Below are 19,835 nucleotides of genomic sequence, written 5' to 3' on the forward strand. Positions count from 1 at the left end.
CCCAGATGCCTACAGCTACTCGGGCGGCCTCAACCGCACGACGCAGGGGCTTCTGGAATTCGTCGAGATGTTCAAGGCGCCGATCAAGGTGCTGCATCCCTTGCTGACCGCCACCCAGGAGGGCAACTTCAACGGCACCGAGGGGCTCTCAGCCCTGCCGTTCCAGGGGATCGTCCTGGCCCACTCCAATGAGTCGGAGTGGCAGACATTCCGCAACAACAAGAACAACGAGGCGTTCCTCGATCGCGTCTTCATCGTCAAGGTGCCCTACTGCCTGCGCGTCAGCGATGAGGTGAAGATTTACGCCAAGCTGCTGCGCAACAGCTCGCTGGCACAGGCCCCCTGCGCCCCCGGCACCTTGGAGATGATGGCCCAGTTCTCCGCGCTCACCCGCATCAAGGAGCCGGAGAACTCCAGCATCTTCTCCAAGATGCGGGTCTATGATGGGGAGAACCTGAAGGACACCGACCCCAAGGCCAAGTCGGTGCATGAATACCGCGACTACGCCGGCGTGGACGAGGGCATGACCGGGATCTCCACCCGCTTCGCCTTCAAGATCCTCTCCCAGGTGTTCAACTTCGATCACACCGAGGTGGCCGCCAACCCGGTCCACCTGCTCTATGTGCTGGAGAAGCAGATCGCCCGCGAGCAACTGCCCCCGGAGACCCAGGAGCGCTATTTCAGCTATCTCAAGCAATATCTGGCACCGCGCTATGCCGAATCCATCGGCAAGGAGCTGCAGACCGCCTATCTGGAGTCCTACGCCGAATATGGCCAGAACATCTTCGACCGTTACGTGACCTATGCCGACTACTGGATTCAGGACCAGGAGTACCGCGACCCGGACACCGGCGAGATGATGAACCGCGTCGGTCTGAATGAGGAGCTGGAGAAGATCGAAAAGCCGGCCGGCATCTCCAACCCCAAGGACTTCCGCAACGAGATCGTCAACTTCGTGCTGCGGGCGCGTGCCAACAACGGCGGCGCCAATCCCCGCTGGACCAGCTATGAGAAACTGCGGGTGGTCATCGAGAAGAAGATGTTCTCCAATACCGAGGAACTGCTGCCGGTCATCTCATTCAATGCCAAGGCCTCGGCGGACGACCAGAAAAAGCACGATCAGTTCGTCGACCGCATGACCGACAAGGGCTACACCGCCAAGCAGGTCCGCCTGCTGTCGGAGTGGTACCTGCGGGTCCGCAAGGCACAGTGAGACTATGTCCCATTTCATCGATCGGCGACTCAACGGCCGCAATAAAAGCGCGGTCAACCGCCAGCGCTTCATCAAGCGCTATAAGACGCAACTCAAGCGGGCGGTGGCCGATGCGGTCAACAAACGCAGCATCACCGACATCGACTCGGGTGAACAGGTCGGGATTCCCTCGCGGGACATCTCCGAGCCGGTCTTTCACCATGGCCCCGGCGGCACCCGCGACATGGTCCACCCCGGGAACCGGGACTTCCTGACCGGCGACCAGATCCAGCGCCCGGAGGGGGGCGGGCGCGGCGGTTCCGGCCAGGGCAAGGCCGGTAAGGGCGGCTTGGGGGAGGACGAGTTCATCTTCGATCTGTCCCGCGAGGAGTTCATGGATCTGCTCTTCGATGACCTGGAGCTACCCAATCTGGTACGCAATCAACTGCTGGGCAGCACTGAGTTCAAGACGATACGCTCCGGCTATCGGACTGACGGGGCGCCCTCGAACATCGACGTGGTCCGTTCGCTCAAGGGCTCCATTGCCCGGCGCACCGCCTTGGGCGGCCCCCACCGGGCGCGCATCCGGGAGTTGGAGGAGGAGATCGCGGCCCTGCTGGCGCTGGGGGCGCAAGCGGAAGACCCCCGCATTCTGATCCTGCGCGAGGAGATCGAGCGCCAACGCACGCGCATCGCGGCACTGCCGTTCATCGACACCTTCGATCTGCGGTATCAGGGCTTCGTAAAGCAGCCCGAACCGACCAGCAAGGCGGTGATGGTCTGCATCATGGACGTCTCCGGGTCCATGGATCAGGCGCGCAAGAACCTGGCCAAACGCTTCTTTATCCTGCTCTACCTGTTCCTCAAGCGCAATTACGACCGGATCGAGGTGGTCTTCATCCGCCATCACACCGTGGCCCAGGAGGTGGATGAGCAAGAGTTCTTCTATTCGCGGGAGACCGGCGGGACCGTGGTCTCCAGCGCGCTCGATCTGACCTATGATGTGCTGCGCCAACGCTATGACCCCGGCGTCTGGAACATCTATGCCGCCCAGGCCTCCGACGGCGACAACTGGGATTCGGACTCAGCGACCTGCCGTGACCTGCTGACCACCAAGCTGCTGCCGCTGATGCGCTACTTCGCCTATGTGGAAATCACCCCCCGACAGCACCAGAGCCTGTGGTATGCCTACCAGGAGGTGGCCGCCGCCCACCGGCACTTCGCCATGCGTCAGATCGACGGGGCCGACGATATTTTTCCCGTGTTCAGGGATCTCTTCAAGAGGCAGGTGGCATGACCAGTCGCATCATCTCGGACTCATCCGAGTGGACCTTTGCACTGTTGGAGCGCTTCGATCGCGAGTTGGGCCGGCTTGCCCATGAGGTCTATGGCCTGGACACCTATGCTAACCAGATCGAGGTGATCGGCTCCGAGCAGATGATCGACGCCTATTCCTCGGTGGGGCTGCCGATCAACTATCACCATTGGTCGTTCGGCAAGCAATTCGTCAGCACCGAGCAGACCTATCGCCGCGGCCAGATGGGCCTGGCCTATGAGATCGTGATCAACTCCAACCCCTGCATTTCCTATCTCATGGAGGAGAATACCCTGCCGATGCAGGCCCTGGTCATTGCGCACGCCTGTTATGGTCACAACAGCTTCTTCAAGGGCAATTACCTGTTCCGTGCCTGGACCAGCGCCGATGCCATTATCGACTACCTGGTCTTCGCCCGCAAGTATATCGCCAGTTGCGAGGAGCGTTATGGTGAGGCCGCGGTGGAGCTGCTGCTCGATTCCTGTCATGCTCTGATGAATCACGGGGTAGACCGTTACCAGCGCCCGGCGCCCTTGAGCATGACCGAGGAACAACGGCGCCAGGACGAGCGGGCCGACTATATCCAGTCCCAAGTCAATGACCTGTGGCGCACGATACCGACCCACGGCGGCGACGGCACGCCGCCCGGTGACGCCCCGTGGCCGCCGGAGCCGCAGGAAAACCTACTCTATTTCATCGAGAAGAATGCCCCACTGCTGGAGCCCTGGCAGCGTGAGATCGTGCGCATCGTGCGCAAGATCAGCCAGTATTTTTACCCGCAGCGTCAGACCCAGGTGATGAATGAGGGCTGGGCGACTTTCTGGCATTTTACCCTGATCAATCGCCTGTATGACGAGGGCTTTGTCAGCGACGGCTTTATGTTGGAGTTTCTCCAGTCCCATACCGGCGTGATCTTTCAACCGCCCTTCGATGCCCCCTACTATAGCGGGCTGAACCCCTATGCCCTGGGATTCGCGATGATGCGTGATATCCGCCGCATCTGTGAGTCGCCGACCGCCGAGGATCGCGACTGGTTTCCCGATATCGCCGGCGGGGATTGGCTCAAGGTCCTGGATTTTGCGATGCGCAACTTCAAGGACGAGAGTTTTATCGCCCAATTCCTGTCGCCGCACCTCATGCGGGAATTTCATCTCTTCGCCGTGCGCGACGACGACCGGGAAGATACCATCGCGGTGACCGCCATCCACGAAGAACAGGGTTACCGCGCGCTGCGCCAGGCCCTGGCGGAGCAGTACAATCTGGGCAGCCGGGAGCCCAACATCCAGGTCGTGAACGTCGATCGGCGCGGCGACCGCTCCCTGACGTTGCGGCATTTCAGACACAATCGGCGCCCCCTGGCCGAGTCCGCGGACGAGGTGCTGCGGCATGTGCGGCGGCTGTGGGGGTTTCGGGTCCGCATGGAGTCAGTCGATGAACAGGGTCGGGTCCAATTGATCGCTGAGCTTTAGGTCCGACCTTGTTAAACAACACCTCACACGCGAACGCAAATCCGGTTAAGATCCGCCGCTAGCCGGGGGCACGCTGCACGGCCTGTTGTTCAAGACCTTATTTTTTGCAGGAGACGAGATGGCTAAGCTGCGCCACGTCGGGCATCTGTTGTTCTCGCTGACCCTGATACCGGCGTTGCCGGCCGTGGTGGTCGCGGGTGAGTCTACCCCGGTGTCGCATCAGACCGGGTCGTCCAACGCGCTGCTGCGTGGTACGGCCGAATCCATTCGCGACCTTGGGGGACTGACGATCGGCGGCGTGCCGCTGGAATCGGGTCGTCTGCTGGCCGAGTTTTATGCCGCCCGGGATTACCGCCTGGCCTGGGAGCGCGCGGCGCAGGTCGAGGCACTGCTGCGCGTGGTCGAGGCGAGTGTGACCGAAGGGCTTGATCCGGCCGACTACCACCTGCCGACCCTGCGCGCACTGAGCAAGCCCAATGCCCTGACGGCCCTGCCACCCGCGAGCCGCCTGGGCGCGGACCTGCAATTAAGCGACGCGCTGCTGCGCTACAGCTACCACATCCGCTTCGGACGCCTGGACCCGGTCGTGATCAACCACGCCTGGAACCACCGCGCGCCCATCCCCGCCCAGACCCTGGTCCAATCCATGGAGCGCGTCGTGGCCGCCGCGGATACCGGCGCGGCGCTGGGCGCGCTGGCCCCCCAACCCTTTTTCTACGCCAACCTCAAGCGCGGACTGCACGAATACAGCGGGTCCGATGCGTTGCGCGGTCTGTCGCCGATCCCCGCGGGACGCAAGCTGGTGCAGGGCAACAGCGACCCACGGGTCGTCGCATTACGCGATCATTTGCGGGCGCTCGGCGAGTACGATGCGGCCCCGCCCGCTGACGCAACCTTATTTGATGCGCCGCTGCGCGAGGCGCTGATGCGGTTCCAACGGCGTTTCGGCCTGCCCACGGATGGCGCCTTGAGCGCGGGCACGCTGGCGGCACTCAACCAACCCGTCAGCCCCGCCAAGGTCGAGCAGATCCAGATGAATCTGGAGCGGATGCGCTGGTTCTATGACGACCTGCCGGCCGATTACGTCCTCGTGGACGTGCGTGGCTTCATGGCCCATGTGGTGCGCGCCGGCGGGATCGATTGGAGTACCCGGGTCGTCGTCGGTACCCCGGAGGCCCAGACGCCGAGCTTCCGCGACGAGATGGAGCATGTGGTGTTCAACCCCACCTGGACCGTCCCCCCGTCGATCCAGAAAAAAATGCGCGGGGTCTCCAGCAAGTTCAAGGTGGTGGACCGGCGCACCGGCCGGGCGACCGGCGGTAATGTGAGTGATACGCGGCGCATCAGCCTCATCCAGGGACCCGGACCGACCAACGCCTTGGGCCGGGTCAAATTCATCTTTCCGAACGACCAGGCAGTCTATCTCCACGACACCCAGAGCAAGAGCCTGTTCAGCCAGTCCATGCGTGCCTACAGCCACGGCTGTGTGCGGGTACAGAACCCCCTGAAGCTGGCCGAGGTCATCCTCAATCGTCCAAATTGGAACCAGGGCGAGATCAATCGCGTGGTGGCCACCAACAAGACTCGGTATGTCGTGCTCGAACAGCGACTCCCAGTCCTGCTCTATTACCTGACCGCCCGTGCGGACGAGAACGGCAAGGTGGAGTTCCGCGGCGACATCTATGGTCGCGACCAGGCCCTGCGCAGCGCGCTGAAGGGTCCGCCGAGTGACCTGCGGATCCGCTTTGCCGACGCGGTGCCCGTGGTCGACCCGACCATGGTGGCGGTCGCCAACCACCGCGGCGGACCGACGGCGCCCGCCGTCCCGCCCCCATCGGTGCGTACCGAGTCGGGGCACCCCGCCCAGTCACCCACGAGCCAACCGACACCCACCCTGGCCCCCGCGCCGCGGCCCACGCTGACGCAGGGTGCCGTCCCGAATCGGACCCTGACCCTGGATGAGCCCCGCCCCTTGGTGCCGGTCATTCGCCCGTCCGGCGTGCCGGGCACCCGCCTCTAGCCGATTTCCAACAATTGAGATACCGCCAAGCGTAGGTGCGATTTAAGTCGCACCTACATCCTCTCCGACGTTGGTTGTGGTACCAGGTTTTCCGGAAATCGCCTTAGCAAAGCGTCGTCAAAGATTATGACTCTTTTCTCTTCCAGTTGAAGAATCCATCATAGTCGACGCAATCGCTGACCGCGGGTGAATCAGGATCAATCGCGATGTAGATTTGCTTCGCCGGGGACACCGGATAGGTCAGGAAGCCATCGCAGTATGCGCTTTGACCTGTACCAACAACCAGTCGCGCACCCTTCTTCAGGGTGCAGCGCGTCAGCTGGTCCAATGGCGACCACTGATAACAAATTTCATACGCATCGCGGTACGCAGCCGTCCGTCCCGCCGGTCGGTTAAATGCCCACCAGTTGCCCAAACGGCTACGCGGATTGGTGCTATTCCAGGCGCGATAAACCGGCAGAGTCTTCTTGCTCTTATAGACCGTCCCTTGGCACAAACCACCCTTATCGGTTTGTCCAAGAGCCCGCTTCAACAGGGGCTCGTCGACGACCGCCTCAAAGGCATTGGCATATTGCGGCGGTAAACCGACAGTGCCGACACAATGACTTGGCGCCGGCGCCACTGATTGCGCAGCCGCTGCACCACTGTGAGGCTCTTGTTTCACTGGAGCGACGCCGCAACCACATAGCGACACGCCAAGCAGAACCAAGGGGATGCTTCTGGTCATTTTCTCGCCCTTACTTACCGTGAAAGTCGCGCCGGGAGCGCGCTCCAATTCTCCCTCCCCTATTGGGCGAGGGCCGGGGTGGGGGAACGGCCATGGCGACCGCAACTCTCATCTTTCGGGGTGGCGCGGGCGCCATGGCCGTTAGCCTAACCGGAACGCGAGCCCCGCGCCGGCCCTGGCGCCCACACCCGTGAGGCGGCAGTCTTGGCCCGCGGGGCACGCCGCAGTGGCTCCATCCCGACCAAGCCAAGGAGCGTCTGGCGCTCCTCGTCGGTCAATGGCCGCCAGACACCGGGGAAGAGCCGTCGGCCCAATTCGACATTGCCATAGCGCACCCGGATCAGGCGACTGACCTGGCAACCCACCGCCTCCCACAGGCGCCGGACCTCGCGGTTACGGCCCTCCTTGAGCACCACGTGATACCAGTTGTTGGCACCGGTGCCGCCGCGCGCGCTCACGGCATCCAGGTGGGCGGGGCCGTCCTCCAGTTCGATGCCGGCGGTCAACCGATCCAGCGTACCGTCCGGGACCGCCCCCAGGATACGCACCGCGTATTCACGCTCCAGTTGCCGCGAAGGGTGCATGAGCCGGTTGGCCAACTCACCGTCGGTGGTGAAGAGCATGAGCCCGGAGGTATTGATGTCGAGGCGGCCGACGGCGATCCAGCGCCCGTCCTTGGGGCGCGGCAGGTGCCGGAAGACGGTCGGGCGACCCTCCGGATCGCGGCGGGTAACCATTTCACCCTCCGGCTTATGATAGGCAATGATCTGGCTGTCCGCCTCGCGCCGGGGGTGACGGCGGACCTCCTGGCCATCCACCCGCACCCGATCGGTCGCGCTGGCACGATCGCCCAGCTTGGCGACTTCGCCGTTGACGCGCACCCGACCCTGGGTGATCCAGACCTCGATCTCGCGACGAGAGCCCAGACCCTGCTCGGCCAGGACCTTTTGCAGGCGCTCGCCGGGGCCCTCCGCGGGCGCCGGCGCGGGTTCGGTCCGGCCACGCCCGCCCCGGTTACGGTCCAGCGGCACCCGCGCGACACTGGCGTGACCCGAATGACTGGCCGAGGGATGACGGGGCGGTTTAGGTTGGCGCATCAGATCTCCGAGACGACCTTGTCGTAGAAAGAAAGGTAGTCGTCCCGGTTGGGTCCCTCGCTCCACTCGATGGCAGAGCGCGGGTGCTGGTTCAACTGACCGGTAATATTGAATGGGACCGACGGTCCCCAGATCAAGGTCTTGCGTAAGGGCGCGACCTGATGCTGGATCACGTCGATGATGGGCCGCACGTTGAATTTGGGGTTGCGCAGGAAACCAAGCAACAACTCAGTGTGGCAATTCCCGGCCCCACGACCGAAGCCGAAGATGGTCGAATCCACCCGGTTACAGCCCAGGATGATCGCCTCGATGGTGTTGGCAAAGGCGAGTTGGAGGTTGTTGTGGGCATGGATGCCGACCTCCTTGCCGGTCCCCTCAATGGCCGCCGCGTATTTCTTGTAGAGCCGATCGATCTGCTCGCGATACAGATAGCCGAAGCTGTCGACGATGACCATGGTGCTCGCCGGGCTGGCGGCAATCGCCTCCAGAACCCGGTCGATCTCCTCCTCGGTGATGTTGGAGACCGCCATGAGATTGGCAGTGGTCTCGTAGCCGAGTTCATGGCAGTGGCTGATCATCTCCACGGCCTCTGAGACCTGATGCGCATAGAAGGCGACGCGGATCATGTCGAGCGGGCTGTCGGCGGCCGGGACGATGTCGTGTTGCCAGTCGCTCTTGCCGGCATCGGCCATGGCGGCGAGCTTCAGCCCGGTGGCCGCGGCGGTGTGATCGCCGACGACGCGGCGGAGATCCTCCTCGGCACAGTGGCGCCAGGGGCCGAACTTGTCGGTCGGGAAGACCTTCTTCGAGTTCTTGTAGCCGATCTCCATGTAGTCGAGGCCCGCCTCGACGCACGCGCGATAGACCGCGCCGACGAACTCGTCGCTGAACTGGTGGGAATTCACGAGTCCCCCATCCCGGATGGTGCAGTCGAGCACCTTGAGTTCGGGACGGTAGGTGATCCAGGGGGCCTTGTCGGACATAGGTGTCTCCGGGCGACGGGGTGGGCGATGGCCTAACCGGACATTGTGCCCCGATTCCGCAGCGGCGGCAAATCCTATCCGGCGGCGCCAGCCCTGACGCATCACCCTGTTGCCGGCTGACATCGGGCGGCGTCGGCGCCGATGGGCGCTGGCGTTGGCCGTTGCGGGATGGGCTTGCGCTGACCAGGGGTGGCAACGGGATGTCCTGGCGGGTGCCGGGAGGGTGGTCGGAAGCACGCTTTCGCCAGCTCAACACCGAGAGCAAGCAGCTTGTCGATACCATCAAGATGATTGCCTACCGCGCCGAAACGGCCATGGCCAACGGCCTGCGCGAGCACCTCACCCGCCCCGACGAGGCGCGCCGACTGCTCTGCGCCCTCTATACCACCGAGGCCGATCTGCTGCCGGCCCCCCAGGCCGGGACCTTGACGGTACGCCTGCACCATTCGGCCAACGCCGTCACCGATCAGGCGATCGAGAAACTCTGCGCCGAGCTGACCGCCACCGAAACTCAAGCCCCCTTGGCACGAAACCGCGGCAGCCCGATCCCCCACCGGATGGCCGCCACGCGCAGCAGAAAGATCGCGGACCCGGCGGACACAGCCGCAATCCGGGCGTCCACGTCTAGGTCAAGCAGGCCGATCAGGACCAGGGCACCGGTCCAAGATGCGGTGGCGTAGAGGGTACCGCGGAACACCAGGGGCTCCTCGTTGCATAGAACGTCGCGCAGGATGCCGCCGACGACGCCGGTGGTGACACCCATGATGCTCGCCACCAGCCAGGGGGCGCCCCACACGAGCGCCGCCTTGGTGCCGGTCACCGTGAAAAGGGCCAGCCCGGCGGCGTCCGGGATCAGGAAGAGGCGCGCCGGCAAAACGAATACCCGGGCCAGAAAAAAAGTGACCAGGGCAGCGCCCAGGGCGCACATCAGATAGGTCTGGTCGGCGACCCAGAACACCGGACGGCCGAGTAGCAGGTCCCGCACCGTGCCGCCACCCAAGGCGGCGGCGAGGGCGACAATGGCCATCCCGAACAGGTCGAAGCGCTTACGTCCGGCCTCCAGCACCCCGGCGGCGGCCATCAGGACCACCGCGCTCTGGCCGATCCAGTACATCAGGGTGTCGAGGTTGGGGATCATGCCACCGTCGGCAGGCTGGACTCAGGGGCCACCCACGGGCGTGGCGTACTGTTCGAGCAGCCGGTCATAGGCGTCGAAGCCCAAGATCCCGCGCAGCGTTGCGAAGTCCACCTGGCGCTCCGGCATCCGGCCGGCGGCCAGGGCCTGCAGGGCATCGGTCATCGCCGCGACGGCGGCGGCCAGCAGGGTCAGCGGGTAAGCAGCAATCCGATAACCCAGCTCCGCCAGTCGTGCCGGGGGCAGGATGGGCGTGAGTCCGCCCTCCAGCATGTTGGCTACGTGTACGCCCGGGACCTGCCGGCAGGCGCGTGCCATCTCGCTCTCATCGCGCGGCGCCTCCAGGAACAGGATGTCCGCGCCCAGGTCGGCAAAGGCGGCCAGCCGCCACAGTGCCTCCTCCAGGCCCAGGGCGCTGCGGGCATCGGTGCGGGCCATGATCAGGGTACCGGCACCCGCGTCGCGCGCATCCACCGCGGCGCGGATGCGGGCCACGGCCTCGGCCCGCTCCACCACATACTTGACCCCGGTATGACCGCAGCGCTTGGGCGCCAACTGGTCCTCGATCATGACGCCGGCAAAACCGGCCAGGCCGAACTGCGTGACCGTGCGGCGCACATTGGCCGGGTTGCCGTGGCCGGTGTCGCCATCGGCGATGACCGGGATGGTCACCGCCTGACAGATGGACCGCCCATGGTCCAACATCTCGGTGACCGTCGTCAGACCCGTGTCAGGCAGCGCCAGGCGCGCGGCCGAGACGGCGAAACCGCTCATAAAGCTCAAGGGAAAGCCGGCCTGCTCGATCAGCCGCGAGGACAGTGCATCGAAGCAGCAGGGCATGGCGAGACAGCCCTCCCCCACCAGCAGGGTGCGCAGGCGCTCGGGGGCAGACTGGGCGACGGGCGTCATGGGTGCGAGCGGCGGCATGGTGAATCAGCGACCAGGCCGACGCGGTCGCTTGCCCTCATCCCCCAAGAGCCGGTCCAGTCCCTTGATCAGCGGCGCGACCTGGGCCGGCGGCTCGTAGGCATCCAGAAAATTCTTGAGATAGAGACCCAACTCGGTATCGCCGGCCATCCGCAGTCGGCGCTGGAAGAACAGTGTATCGGCATCCTCGCGGCGGGCGGCGAGCAGGAGGAATTCGTGCAGCCCACCCGAGATGGCCGCATCCGCCGCGGCCCCCTCCCCGCAACCGCGAATCCGCCCGTCGCTGAGCGTCAACCGATAGCGGATACCCAGGTCATTGATTTCGATACCGACCGTGCGGCCCTTGAGAAAGTCCAGCTCGCCCTCGGCGATGGCATCCTTCATCACCCGATTGAGCGCCATCGCCAGGGCCTGGCTGTGGGCAAGGGTCGGCAGCAGGCGCAGGGGGCTCGCCAGGGTGATCAGCAGGCGCGGAAATGCAGACATGAGGCGGCTCTCAAAATACGATCAGTGGGATAGGAAGCGTGGCAGTGGCCAGCCGCACATTGTCGCGCGTCCGCGCCCATCTGGCGAGTGCTTGCGCCCAGCGCGTTGCGGCACCATGGTCAAGGGGGTGTGGCACGCACGGTGCCGCGCCCCGGACCCAGGCCTTGGCGCCCCCGGGTCCAGCTACCCGGGGAGGCGCGATGGGCGCATCATAAGCCCCCGGCACTCGAACCAAGAAAATGCCCGCCGAGGATGACCATGCATCTGGACCCACTACCCGCGGCCCGGGACACGGCTGAGTACGAGCCACTGCATTTGAGCGGCGGTGACGGGCCGCAGTTGCTCACCGATCGTGGGTCGATCCGCACGGCCGGCATCGAACTGGCCGCGGGGGCACGCCGCGAACTGCTGATCTTCAGCCGCGACCTGGACCCTGACCTGTACGATCGGCAAGACTTTCTGGCCGCAGTGAAACAACTCGCCCTGTCCAAGCCCTGGCATCCGGTGCGCATCCTCCTCGGCGAACCGCAGCGCGCGCTGCTCGGCGGTCATCGGCTGATCGAGTTGAGCCGCCGACTGAGCTCACGCATCGCGGTGCGGCGAGTGGCGGAGGACTTCCGCAACCGGGCTGACGCCTTTCTGATCGCCGACGGCAGCGGCTATTGTCTGCGTCGGCAGGCTGATCGCCCCGAGGCGCTGGTGGAGTTCCAGGGCGGCGGCCCGGCGCGGCGCCTGCGGGCCGAATTTGAACAGATCTGGGAGCAGAGCGATGAAGACACTGAACTACGACGGCTCTACCTTTAAGGCCGGCCCCCGTGGCCGGCCTTGGCGGGCCGCCGCCTGGCTCCTGGCGGTCCTCTGCCCGGCGCTCCTGGCCGCGGACTATCGAATGGAAATCATCGAGTTGCATTCAAGCTTACCGGCGGACCTGATCCCGATTCTCACGCCCCTGGCCGGAGCGGACGGGAGCGTCATCGCCGCCAACAATGCGCTGATCGTGCGCGCCTCCCCCGCGCGCCTCGCCGACATCCACCGCGTCCTGGCCACGCTCGACCGGCCGGCGCGCAACCTGATGATCCAGGTCCGACAGAGCGATCACTCCCAGAGCAGTGGGGGTGGCGGGGGCGGCTCCGTCTGGGTCAGCGGCAACGGGCGCATCCAAGGCCAGGTCGGCGCCGGTGCCGGCACCCGCACCGAGACTCGCAACCTGACCCAGGAGGTCCGCACCCTCGACGGCAGGTCCGCCTTCATCTCCATCGGCCAGGACCAACCCGTGGCCTACCGCCAACTGAACTATAGCCCCGGGGGCACGGTGGTCCAGGAAGGCATCGACTATCGCAGCAGCGAGAGCGGTTTCTATGTGGTGCCCCGCGTCCAAGGCGATCGGGTGACCCTGGAGATCAGCACCCGCGCCGACTCCCCCGGCGCGCAGGGTAGCCGCGAGACCAGCGCGGTCGAGGCCCAGGTGCAAGGGCGTCTCGGCGACTGGCTGCCGGTCGGATTAAGCAACGAGCGCGAGTCCAACCGCAGCGGTGGCACCCTGTATTACGGGCAGGGACAACGCAGCCGCCAGGCCAGCGTGGAGTTGCGTGTGGTACCGCTGGACTGATTGGTTAATCCTGTCTATTTTTCGCCGGCTTGAACGAGCCTCGATAATGGGCTAGCAACGCGAGCGACTCCCGATGACCACTGATCTGAGCCAACCCCTGCTAAACACCATTGAGGCCCGCATCCTGGGCTGTCTGATGGAGAAACAGCGCACCACCCCGGAAGCATACCCGCTGACGCTGAGCGCACTGGTGAGCGCCTGCAATCAGAAGAGCAGCCGCGCCCCCATCATGAACCTGGAACCCGGCGAGGTGGGGCACCATGTCAACCAATTACGCAGCCGGGGACTGGTTCACGCCGGTTTCTCCGGACGCAGCGAGCGCTATGACCACAAGCTGGTCGGCACCTATCACCTGAGCCGCGAGGAACAGGCGGTACTCACCGTGCTGATGCTGCGCGGCCCCCAGACGCTGGGGGAATTGCGCACCCATAGCGCACGTCTGGCGGAATTCGCGGATCTGAACGCCGTGGCCGCTGCGGTTACTGCACTCATCGACCGTGGGCCACCGCTGGTGATGGAATTGCCCCGGCTCCCGGGTAAGCGCGAGGAGCGCTATTGGCAACTCCTGTGCGGACTACCGGACCCGGCCGAACTCGCCGCCCTGAGCGCCGCGGCGGCCGCCACGCCGGCCGCACCGGCGGGCGGCGGCGCGACGGACAATCGCATTGCGGCACTGGAGTCGGAGGTCGCACAATTGCGCGCCGAGTTGAATCGACTGTGGGTATTAACAGGGTTGGCGGAGCAGCGTGAGCCGTAGGGTCCGCTGTGCGGACCGGCGATCTTGGCGGGCCGCCGCGGCGGAGGCGTCGATCATAATCCCGGCCACGGATGTCAGGTTGCAGGGATTTTGGCCACGGAAACACACGGAAAGCACGGAAAAAGAAGAATGCTTCCGTGTCCTTCCGTGTGTTTCCGTGGCAAAACGGCGACTGACTTCCGACGCCCCAAGTGCCGCGATGGCCGGATTGATGATCAAGGCCGCCGCGGACGCTACGGGGACGGCCAATTCTTGGCGAGCTTGGCGCCTTGGCGTGACAATGACTCTTTCCCGGTTCAATAGTCCTTTAGCAGCCCCCGCAACCGGGCCGCGCTGTCGCTAAAGCCGCCAGGGCGATTGCGCGCGTGCCATAACGGCCGATGCGCCTTCAGGATAGCGCGCAACTCGGCCTGTAGCTCGGCGGACCCGGCTGGGTGGTCAGCGGCGGCCAGTGCGATGCGCGCACACCCGTGCTGAGCCAGGCGCGCCGCGAGCGCCACCTCCCGGCCGATCAACGGCGCATCCCCCCGGCCCATCCTGGCCGCCCGCAGACGCGGCAACAAGGCACCGATGGTCTCCGCGGCCTGCACGGCAGCGGCCCGAACGCCCTCCCCTGTCCCATAGGCCTGGCCGATCTCTTGCGGCCGCATCAGCAGAGCCCGGCCAAAGGGCGTGGCATTGTAGGTCCGCTGGTTGAGCCACCCGTCGAGCGACTGGCCGACCCGGCCGAGCGCGAGCATCAATTCACCCATTACCCCGGCCGCATCCTCAAAGGCAAAGGTATCCAGGACGCGCGCCAGCGCGAGATCACGGTTAGCCACCACGCCCCAACTCATCGCCGCACCATAGGCAAAGCCGGGGTAGCTGAAGGGCAGATATTGCCAGTGGCCATTATCGCCCCAATCGGTATTCAAAACGCCGCCCGCGCCATTCTTGAGCCCATTGTCGCAGGCATTAGCGATGTTGCCAAGCATGTTATCGGTACGACCCAGGATGGCGTTCCAGGTGCTGGTACCCGGGCAGACATAGAACGGAATGCCCGATTCGGCAAAGGCCAGGGCATGGGAGGCGAAGGGGTGGTCATGCTCATAGCCCCACTCCAGCGCGATCAGGTCTTTAGGCAGTCGCGGCACCAGTGAGGCATGCTCCAGGATGATGTCACCCCAGAATTGCATGGTGTGCCCGCGCGCACTGACTTCCTGGTGGATCTGTTGCAGAAAGGCGAGATAGAGCTCGCCGGTACCGAGCTGTGCCGCCAGGGCCTGATTGCGCCCCTGCCCCAGGTCGATGGTCTCATCGCAACCCACGTTGAATTGGCGCGAGCTGAAGTTCGGCAGCAATTCGTCATAGAGCCCGCGCAGCAGGTCGAGGCTGCGCGGGTCGCGCGGGTTGAGCCCCGAGGGGGTCCGCCATCCCCAGCAGGTCTTGCCGCCCGTTGGGGTCTCCGCCAAGTCGTTGTACTGCGGGTGTTTCAGCCAGCGCTCCAGGTGACCGAATGAATTCTGATTGGGCACCAGCGCGATGAAGCGCGCCCGACAATAGGCGTCGAGCTCCAGGATCTGCTCCGCGGTCATGGGTGAGGCGTGTTCCCAGACGGCGCGATGGTCGCGATAGGCAAAGGTATGTTCGGTATAGAGCTGGAGCTGATTGATCTTCCAGGAGGCCAGCAGGTCGATCAGGGCGCGCAGCGTCTCCATGGTCGGGACCTTGTCGCGGCTGATATCCAGCATGACGCCACGCTGGGGAAAGTCGGGGGCGTCCTCAATGCGTAGCGCCGGCCAGAGGGCACCACGCTGCATCGCGAGTTGAATCAGCGTGGTCACCGCATGGAACAGGCCACGCGGGGTGCCCGCCTCTAGCACAACGCCGGTAGGGCCGATATCGATTGAATACGCCTCACCTAACGCCGCCGCGTTCGTAACCACCAGCGTAATGCCCGCCGCCTGCAAGGCGTTCGCGGTGAGGTGCAGATGCATCCCAGCGTACCGGTGCAGCGCATCGCGCAGCCGCTGCCCGATCGGCAGCAGGTCTTGGGCACAGTCGGCGCGCAACGCAATAGACAAGCCGTCGGCCAACTGAAATTCGCCGGGCGTAAGTGTCAGAGCACGCGGTGCGGGGAGTAGTATCAGATCATCGGGTAGTTTCATGTTGTACTCCGGCAGCAGTGGCAATGGCACCTGATCTCACTTGGTCGGGTCGCGAAGCCGAACGCAGTGGCGCGAAACTGGGGCGCCAACGACGCGGGACTCCCAGTACCCTGCCCAGTCCCGCGTTCCCATCGCTCCCTGTAGTTGCCAAGCTCCGCTGGGGTGGCCGGTGACCAACCGCTTCGAGATTCATTCAGCCAGGTGGATCTGGTAACCAAGCGCGATGGCTCGCGGGAAAGCCTTCTTGACCTCGCGGTGAATTTCACGCAGATGCGTCCATGGTTCGGGGTGGGAATAGAAGCGATGAAGAAAAAGCAAATCGATCAGCATGCCTTCCAGCCAGTCCACGTCCTTGCCGTAGCCAATGACGGCACGACATTTTGACGTGTCAAAAAATTCCCTAGCAAACCCGATGCCATCGGGTTCCGCAAAAACGCTGCAGGCGCTGAAATAGACCAAGTTGCTATATGTCTGCCCCCAGTCCGCGAAGGCATCGATCAGAGACTTGCCGCGAAGAAGCCCCCCCTGAATCGCGTGCGCTGTGGAGCGTACCGGGGGAACTGTGGAAGGCCAGGTAATAGATCGGAGTATCAAAAAACTCCTCATCTTTCCACAAGAGCCCGTCCGGCTGTGCGGTATAGCCAGCGAACTGGTCCAGCGTCTCGACAAAGCGATGAACAAGACGCAGTGGCGGATCAGATAGGGATGACAGGCCATCAAGAAACCCGCCCACCGAAGTCCGGCAAGACAGCCGCGGTTTGTCGTCGCCCCGGTAGGTTTCCAGGCAGATCAATTTGTTGGGTAAGCGGGAAAACATTGACGACGGCCAGCAGCGATGACCTGCGTTCTTGCAACGCGCGAACCAATCCCGTGCCAGGGATACGCAACATTCGCGGCAACAGCGCGGACACACACTGGTCGTGCCGTCGAAACAGATGAAGCGATCGGAGACCGCGCTCTCATGATTATAATAGCATTTAGTGATCATGCGACTCACCGGACACTGTGTCGAATTCGAGCTGCAGAGCGCCCGTTCGGCATTCACACGCTGGAACGTGGGAACGGAAAAAAAGATCCGCCACACATTAACGCCAGGCCCAATCCGGGTGGACAGAGAGAACACACAGCATTTGGCAAGGTATTCCCCTTGCCACTCAGCGAAACACCGCCTCCAGGCTCTCGGCAGTAAGGATGCGGTCGGACCAGCGCAGCAGGATCTCGGGGTCCGCGTTGACGACGCGTTCACGAACCGACTGACTCAAGGGGCCGAACTTGCGGTCCATTTGACGCAAAAGGACCGCGACCTCACCCTGCTGTTTCCCCTGTTCAACGCCTAGCGCGACGCCCAGCTGACTGCCTTGCTCGATGTAGCGGTCAATAAATGTTTGCATGATCGGGGCTCCGGTAGATCGTCAAAGTCCCATCGCGGTAGCGTACACGATAAACTAGATCGGAGTACGCCGAGCGCAGATCCGTCGAAACATAGGTGTCTTTGAAGATCTCCAGCGTCCCGAGGTCGACGTCGGCGAGGAGTTCCGCGGGCAGCTGCTGCCGCAGGAAGTCCGCGGCGATCTCCCGACGGCCGAAGCTCTCGCGGAAGTAGGCGTCGTGGGGGGTTGCGATTTCGTCCATAGGTTACAAGGCTAGTCAGATCGCGTTGACGACGCAAGACCACCGGCACGGACCACCGGCACCGGGGTCGAGGTCTTGCGCAACTCAAGCCCGTGCTCCTTGCGCTGCGCCCCCGTCGTCCCCAGAATGGCTGTCTACCCCGCCCTGATGGATGAATCCCATGCGACTTGTTGACCGGCCCTTGCGACATCGGCACCCCGTGGCGGCGGCGCCGCGGCACGCGCGGCCTGGCTTGGCCCTGCGGGCCGCCGCGTTGCTGCTCTCCCTGGTCGCGACCCTGGCCACGGGGGCCGAACCCACGCCCCCCCCGGCACCCCTGCCAACGCTCGCGATTCCCGCCCAGGGCGCCTATACCGGGGTCTATGCGGACTTCGGCGACTCGGAAGAGGAGGTGACGCTGGCCAAGATCGAGGCGTTTTCCGCGCTGGTCGATAAACACCAGGCCCTGATCGCCTTCTCCAATCACTGGGGCACCGGGCGCTTTCCCGCGGCCGAGGTGCGCCTGATCGACGGCTACGGCGCGGCCCCGCTGATCTATTGGAACCCCTGGCAGGCCCGCAACGACATGGCCTGCCCACGCTTCACCATCGAGCAGATACCGGCCGGCGACTGGGACTCCTATATCGATGCCTGGGCACGGGACGCGCGCGCCTTCGGCAAACCGCTCCTGGTCGCCTGGGGACTGGAGATGAACGGCAAGTGGTTTCCCTGGTCGGGGGTGTTCCACGGCGGCGGCACGCCTGTCCCCGACTCCGAGCCGACCCGTTACCAGGGTCCGGAGGCCTTCAAGCGCGCCTACCGCCACGTGGTCGACCGGGTGCGCGCCGCCGGGGCGAGCAATATCTCCTGGGTCTTTCACGCCAACAACACCCCGGACCCGGCGGAGCCCTGGAACACCATGGCGGCCTATTATCCGGGTAGCGACTATGTCGACTGGCTCGGCGTCAGTTCCTATGGCAAGCAGTTCCCGGGCGAGGACTGGACCTCGGTGACCACGGCCTTCCGCGCACCCCATGCGGAGCTGGCGGCGCTCGACCCGCACAAGCCGACCCTGCTCGCCGAATGGGGCATTGCCGAGTTTCCCGCGCAGGGGGATAAGAGTGAGTGGATCGAGGAGGCCTTCTCGCAAATGGAGCACAAGCTACCCCGCCTCAAGGGGGCTATCTTCTGGCACGAGAAATGGCGCAATGCCGCGGACCAGAGCACCAGCGATTGTCGGGTCGATTCCTCACCGGACGCCTTGGAGGCCTACCGTGAGGGGGTGGCCCGTCCCTTCTGGCTCAGCGAGCCACAGGACGTGAGCCCGGCCGCCACCAAGCACCCGGCCATCCACCATGTCGATTCCGCCCACTAAACACGACAGCGGCACGGCGGCCTTGATCATCGTCCCGGCCAGCGGCAATCGATTCACAACCGGAGCAACCGCTCATGCCGCCTGACGGCCGCGACAGCTGCGCCCATGTCGGCACCGTCGTGGCCGTACGCGGCAGCGTCGTGGATATCCGGTTCGACGAGCGCCTGCCACCGATCTACTCGCTGCTGCGCGCGGGCGCCACACCGGCCATCGTCATCGAAGTGCTGACCCAACTGGACGCCCGTCATGTGCGTGGGATCGCCCTGACGCCGACCCAGGGTCTGGCTCGCGGCATGGCGGTGGCCAACACCGGCGCACCGCTGAAGGCGCCTGTGGGCAAGGGCATCTTAGGGCGGATGTTCGATGTCTTCGGCAACGCCATCGACCGCCAGCCCGCACCGACGGACATCGAATGGCGTTCGGTGCATCGCGCCCCGCCGCCGCTGGCACGCCGCTCCACTAAGTCCGAGGTCTTTGAAACAGGGATCAAGATCATTGATGTACTGATGCCGCTGGAGCGCGGCGGCAAGGCCGGGTTGTTCGGCGGGGCGGGCGTAGGCAAGACGGTACTGCTGACTGAGATGATCCATAACATGATTGGGCACCAGTCCGGCGTCAGCCTCTTTTGCGGTATCGGCGAGCGCTGTCGCGAGGGCGAAGAACTGTACCGCGAGATGCGCGACGCGGGCGTATTGCCCAACATGGTGATGATCTTCGGCCAGATGAACGAGCCCTCGGGCAGCCGCTTCCGGGTGGGCCACGCGGCACTCACGATGGCCGAGTATTTCCGCGACGATGAGCATCGTGACGTCTTGCTGCTCATCGACAATATCTTCCGCTTCATTCAGGCTGGCATGGAGATCTCCGGCCTGATGGGCCAGATGCCGTCGCGCCTGGGCTATCAGCCCACCATGGGAACCGAGCTCTCGGGGCTGGAAGAGCGCATTGCCAACACCGATACCGGCGCCATCACCTCGATCCAAGA

Annotated in this window: 18 protein-coding genes and 2 pseudogenes; 10 read left to right on the top strand and 10 right to left on the bottom strand. The window is 64.4% G+C overall.

Annotated features, from left to right (window positions below):
* The 4 genes from QZY44_RS05720 to QZY44_RS05735 form a co-directional block, all read left to right on the top strand.
* Nucleotides 1–1,213 (top strand): PrkA family serine protein kinase (locus tag QZY44_RS05720; RefSeq protein ID WP_295443489.1); only part of this gene is annotated, 1,213 nt, incomplete at its 5' end.
* A 4-nt stretch (nucleotides 1,214–1,217) separates the two neighbouring features.
* The gene (locus tag QZY44_RS05725; RefSeq protein WP_295443492.1) at nucleotides 1,218–2,489 is read left to right on the top strand and encodes a YeaH/YhbH family protein; all 1,272 of its coding nucleotides are present in this window, start codon (nucleotides 1,218–1,220) and stop codon (nucleotides 2,487–2,489) included.
* A complete protein-coding gene (locus QZY44_RS05730) occupies nucleotides 2,486–3,976 on the top strand; it encodes a SpoVR family protein (RefSeq protein ID WP_295443495.1) in 1,491 nt (496 codons plus the stop codon). The genes QZY44_RS05725 and QZY44_RS05730 overlap by 4 nt, the downstream gene beginning before the upstream one ends.
* Nucleotides 3,977–4,094: 118 nt before the next feature.
* A complete protein-coding gene (locus QZY44_RS05735; protein WP_295443497.1) occupies nucleotides 4,095–5,996 on the top strand; it encodes a L,D-transpeptidase family protein in 1,902 nt (633 codons plus the stop codon).
* A 124-nt stretch (nucleotides 5,997–6,120) separates the two neighbouring features.
* On the opposite strand, the gene QZY44_RS05740 is transcribed toward QZY44_RS05735, so the two are convergent.
* The 3 genes from QZY44_RS05740 to QZY44_RS05750 all read right to left on the bottom strand — a co-directional run bounded on the left by QZY44_RS05740 (nucleotide 6,121) and on the right by QZY44_RS05750 (nucleotide 8,803).
* On the bottom strand, nucleotides 6,121–6,723 hold the full coding sequence (locus QZY44_RS05740) for a hypothetical protein (RefSeq protein WP_295443500.1): 603 nt from the start codon (nucleotides 6,721–6,723) through the stop codon (nucleotides 6,121–6,123).
* A gap of 146 nt (nucleotides 6,724–6,869) precedes the next feature.
* On the bottom strand, nucleotides 6,870–7,820 hold the full coding sequence (rluB, locus tag QZY44_RS05745) for a 23S rRNA pseudouridine(2605) synthase RluB (RefSeq protein ID WP_295443503.1): 951 nt from the start codon (nucleotides 7,818–7,820) through the stop codon (nucleotides 6,870–6,872).
* A complete protein-coding gene (locus QZY44_RS05750; protein ID WP_295443505.1) occupies nucleotides 7,820–8,803 on the bottom strand; it encodes an aldolase catalytic domain-containing protein in 984 nt (327 codons plus the stop codon). Before QZY44_RS05750 ends, rluB begins: the two co-directional genes overlap by 1 nt.
* Nucleotides 8,804–9,090: 287 nt before the next feature.
* Between QZY44_RS05750 and QZY44_RS35645 the strand changes: the two are divergent.
* A pseudogene (locus QZY44_RS35645) lies at nucleotides 9,091–9,267 on the top strand (putative transposase); the annotation flags it as partial.
* Between the two features lie 47 nt (nucleotides 9,268–9,314).
* Here QZY44_RS35645 and QZY44_RS05755 read toward each other — a convergent pair.
* From QZY44_RS05755 to QZY44_RS05765, 3 genes are read right to left on the bottom strand one after another with little or no spacing between them, the layout of a single operon-like run.
* Nucleotides 9,315–9,941, bottom strand: a complete 627-nt coding sequence (locus tag QZY44_RS05755) for a trimeric intracellular cation channel family protein (RefSeq protein ID WP_295443508.1) — start codon at nucleotides 9,939–9,941, stop codon at nucleotides 9,315–9,317.
* 21 nt (nucleotides 9,942–9,962) lie between these two features.
* A complete protein-coding gene (locus tag QZY44_RS05760; RefSeq protein WP_295443511.1) occupies nucleotides 9,963–10,865 on the bottom strand; it encodes an isocitrate lyase/PEP mutase family protein in 903 nt (300 codons plus the stop codon).
* Nucleotides 10,866–10,871: 6 nt separating this feature from the next.
* Nucleotides 10,872–11,351: an SCP2 sterol-binding domain-containing protein gene (locus tag QZY44_RS05765; RefSeq protein ID WP_295443514.1), complete on the bottom strand. Its 480-nt coding sequence runs from the start codon at nucleotides 11,349–11,351 to the stop codon at nucleotides 10,872–10,874.
* Nucleotides 11,352–11,609: 258 nt separating this feature from the next.
* Here QZY44_RS05765 and QZY44_RS05770 point away from each other — a divergent pair, with 258 nt between their 5' ends.
* The 3 genes from QZY44_RS05770 to QZY44_RS05780 all read left to right on the top strand — a co-directional run bounded on the left by QZY44_RS05770 (nucleotide 11,610) and on the right by QZY44_RS05780 (nucleotide 13,717).
* Nucleotides 11,610–12,155, top strand: a complete 546-nt coding sequence (locus QZY44_RS05770; protein ID WP_295443517.1) for a hypothetical protein — start codon at nucleotides 11,610–11,612, stop codon at nucleotides 12,153–12,155.
* A complete protein-coding gene (locus tag QZY44_RS05775; protein WP_295443520.1) occupies nucleotides 12,121–12,960 on the top strand; it encodes a secretin N-terminal domain-containing protein in 840 nt (279 codons plus the stop codon). The genes QZY44_RS05770 and QZY44_RS05775 overlap by 35 nt, the downstream gene beginning before the upstream one ends.
* Nucleotides 12,961–13,033: 73 nt before the next feature.
* On the top strand, nucleotides 13,034–13,717 hold the full coding sequence (locus QZY44_RS05780; RefSeq protein ID WP_295443522.1) for a YceH family protein: 684 nt from the start codon (nucleotides 13,034–13,036) through the stop codon (nucleotides 13,715–13,717).
* Between the two features lie 296 nt (nucleotides 13,718–14,013).
* Here the strand turns inward: QZY44_RS05780 and QZY44_RS05785 are convergent, their stop codons facing one another.
* The 4 genes from QZY44_RS05785 to QZY44_RS05800 all read right to left on the bottom strand — a co-directional run bounded on the left by QZY44_RS05785 (nucleotide 14,014) and on the right by QZY44_RS05800 (nucleotide 17,496).
* Nucleotides 14,014–15,864 carry a family 20 glycosylhydrolase gene (locus tag QZY44_RS05785; protein ID WP_295443524.1) on the bottom strand — a complete coding sequence of 617 codons (1,851 nt, stop codon included), beginning with the start codon at nucleotides 15,862–15,864 and terminating at the stop codon, nucleotides 14,014–14,016.
* 189 nt (nucleotides 15,865–16,053) lie between these two features.
* Nucleotides 16,054–16,323: a hypothetical protein gene (locus QZY44_RS05790; RefSeq protein WP_295443527.1), complete on the bottom strand. Its 270-nt coding sequence runs from the start codon at nucleotides 16,321–16,323 to the stop codon at nucleotides 16,054–16,056.
* 695 nt (nucleotides 16,324–17,018) lie between these two features.
* The gene (locus QZY44_RS05795; protein ID WP_295443531.1) at nucleotides 17,019–17,255 is read right to left on the bottom strand and encodes a DUF4351 domain-containing protein; all 237 of its coding nucleotides are present in this window, start codon (nucleotides 17,253–17,255) and stop codon (nucleotides 17,019–17,021) included.
* Complete coding sequence (locus QZY44_RS05800; protein WP_295443534.1) at nucleotides 17,239–17,496, bottom strand: Rpn family recombination-promoting nuclease/putative transposase; 258 nt, start codon at nucleotides 17,494–17,496, stop codon at nucleotides 17,239–17,241. The genes QZY44_RS05795 and QZY44_RS05800 overlap by 17 nt, the downstream gene beginning before the upstream one ends.
* A gap of 160 nt (nucleotides 17,497–17,656) precedes the next feature.
* Here QZY44_RS05800 and QZY44_RS05805 point away from each other — a divergent pair, with 160 nt between their 5' ends.
* The gene (locus QZY44_RS05805) at nucleotides 17,657–18,850 is read left to right on the top strand and encodes a glycosyl hydrolase (RefSeq protein ID WP_295443537.1); all 1,194 of its coding nucleotides are present in this window, start codon (nucleotides 17,657–17,659) and stop codon (nucleotides 18,848–18,850) included.
* A 74-nt stretch (nucleotides 18,851–18,924) separates the two neighbouring features.
* Nucleotides 18,925–19,835, top strand: a pseudogene (locus tag QZY44_RS05810) (F0F1 ATP synthase subunit beta); the annotation flags it as partial.

It is taken from the genome of uncultured Thiodictyon sp. (assembly GCA_903837595.1).
In the GTDB taxonomy this organism is placed as follows: domain Bacteria; phylum Pseudomonadota; class Gammaproteobacteria; order Chromatiales; family Chromatiaceae; genus Thiodictyon.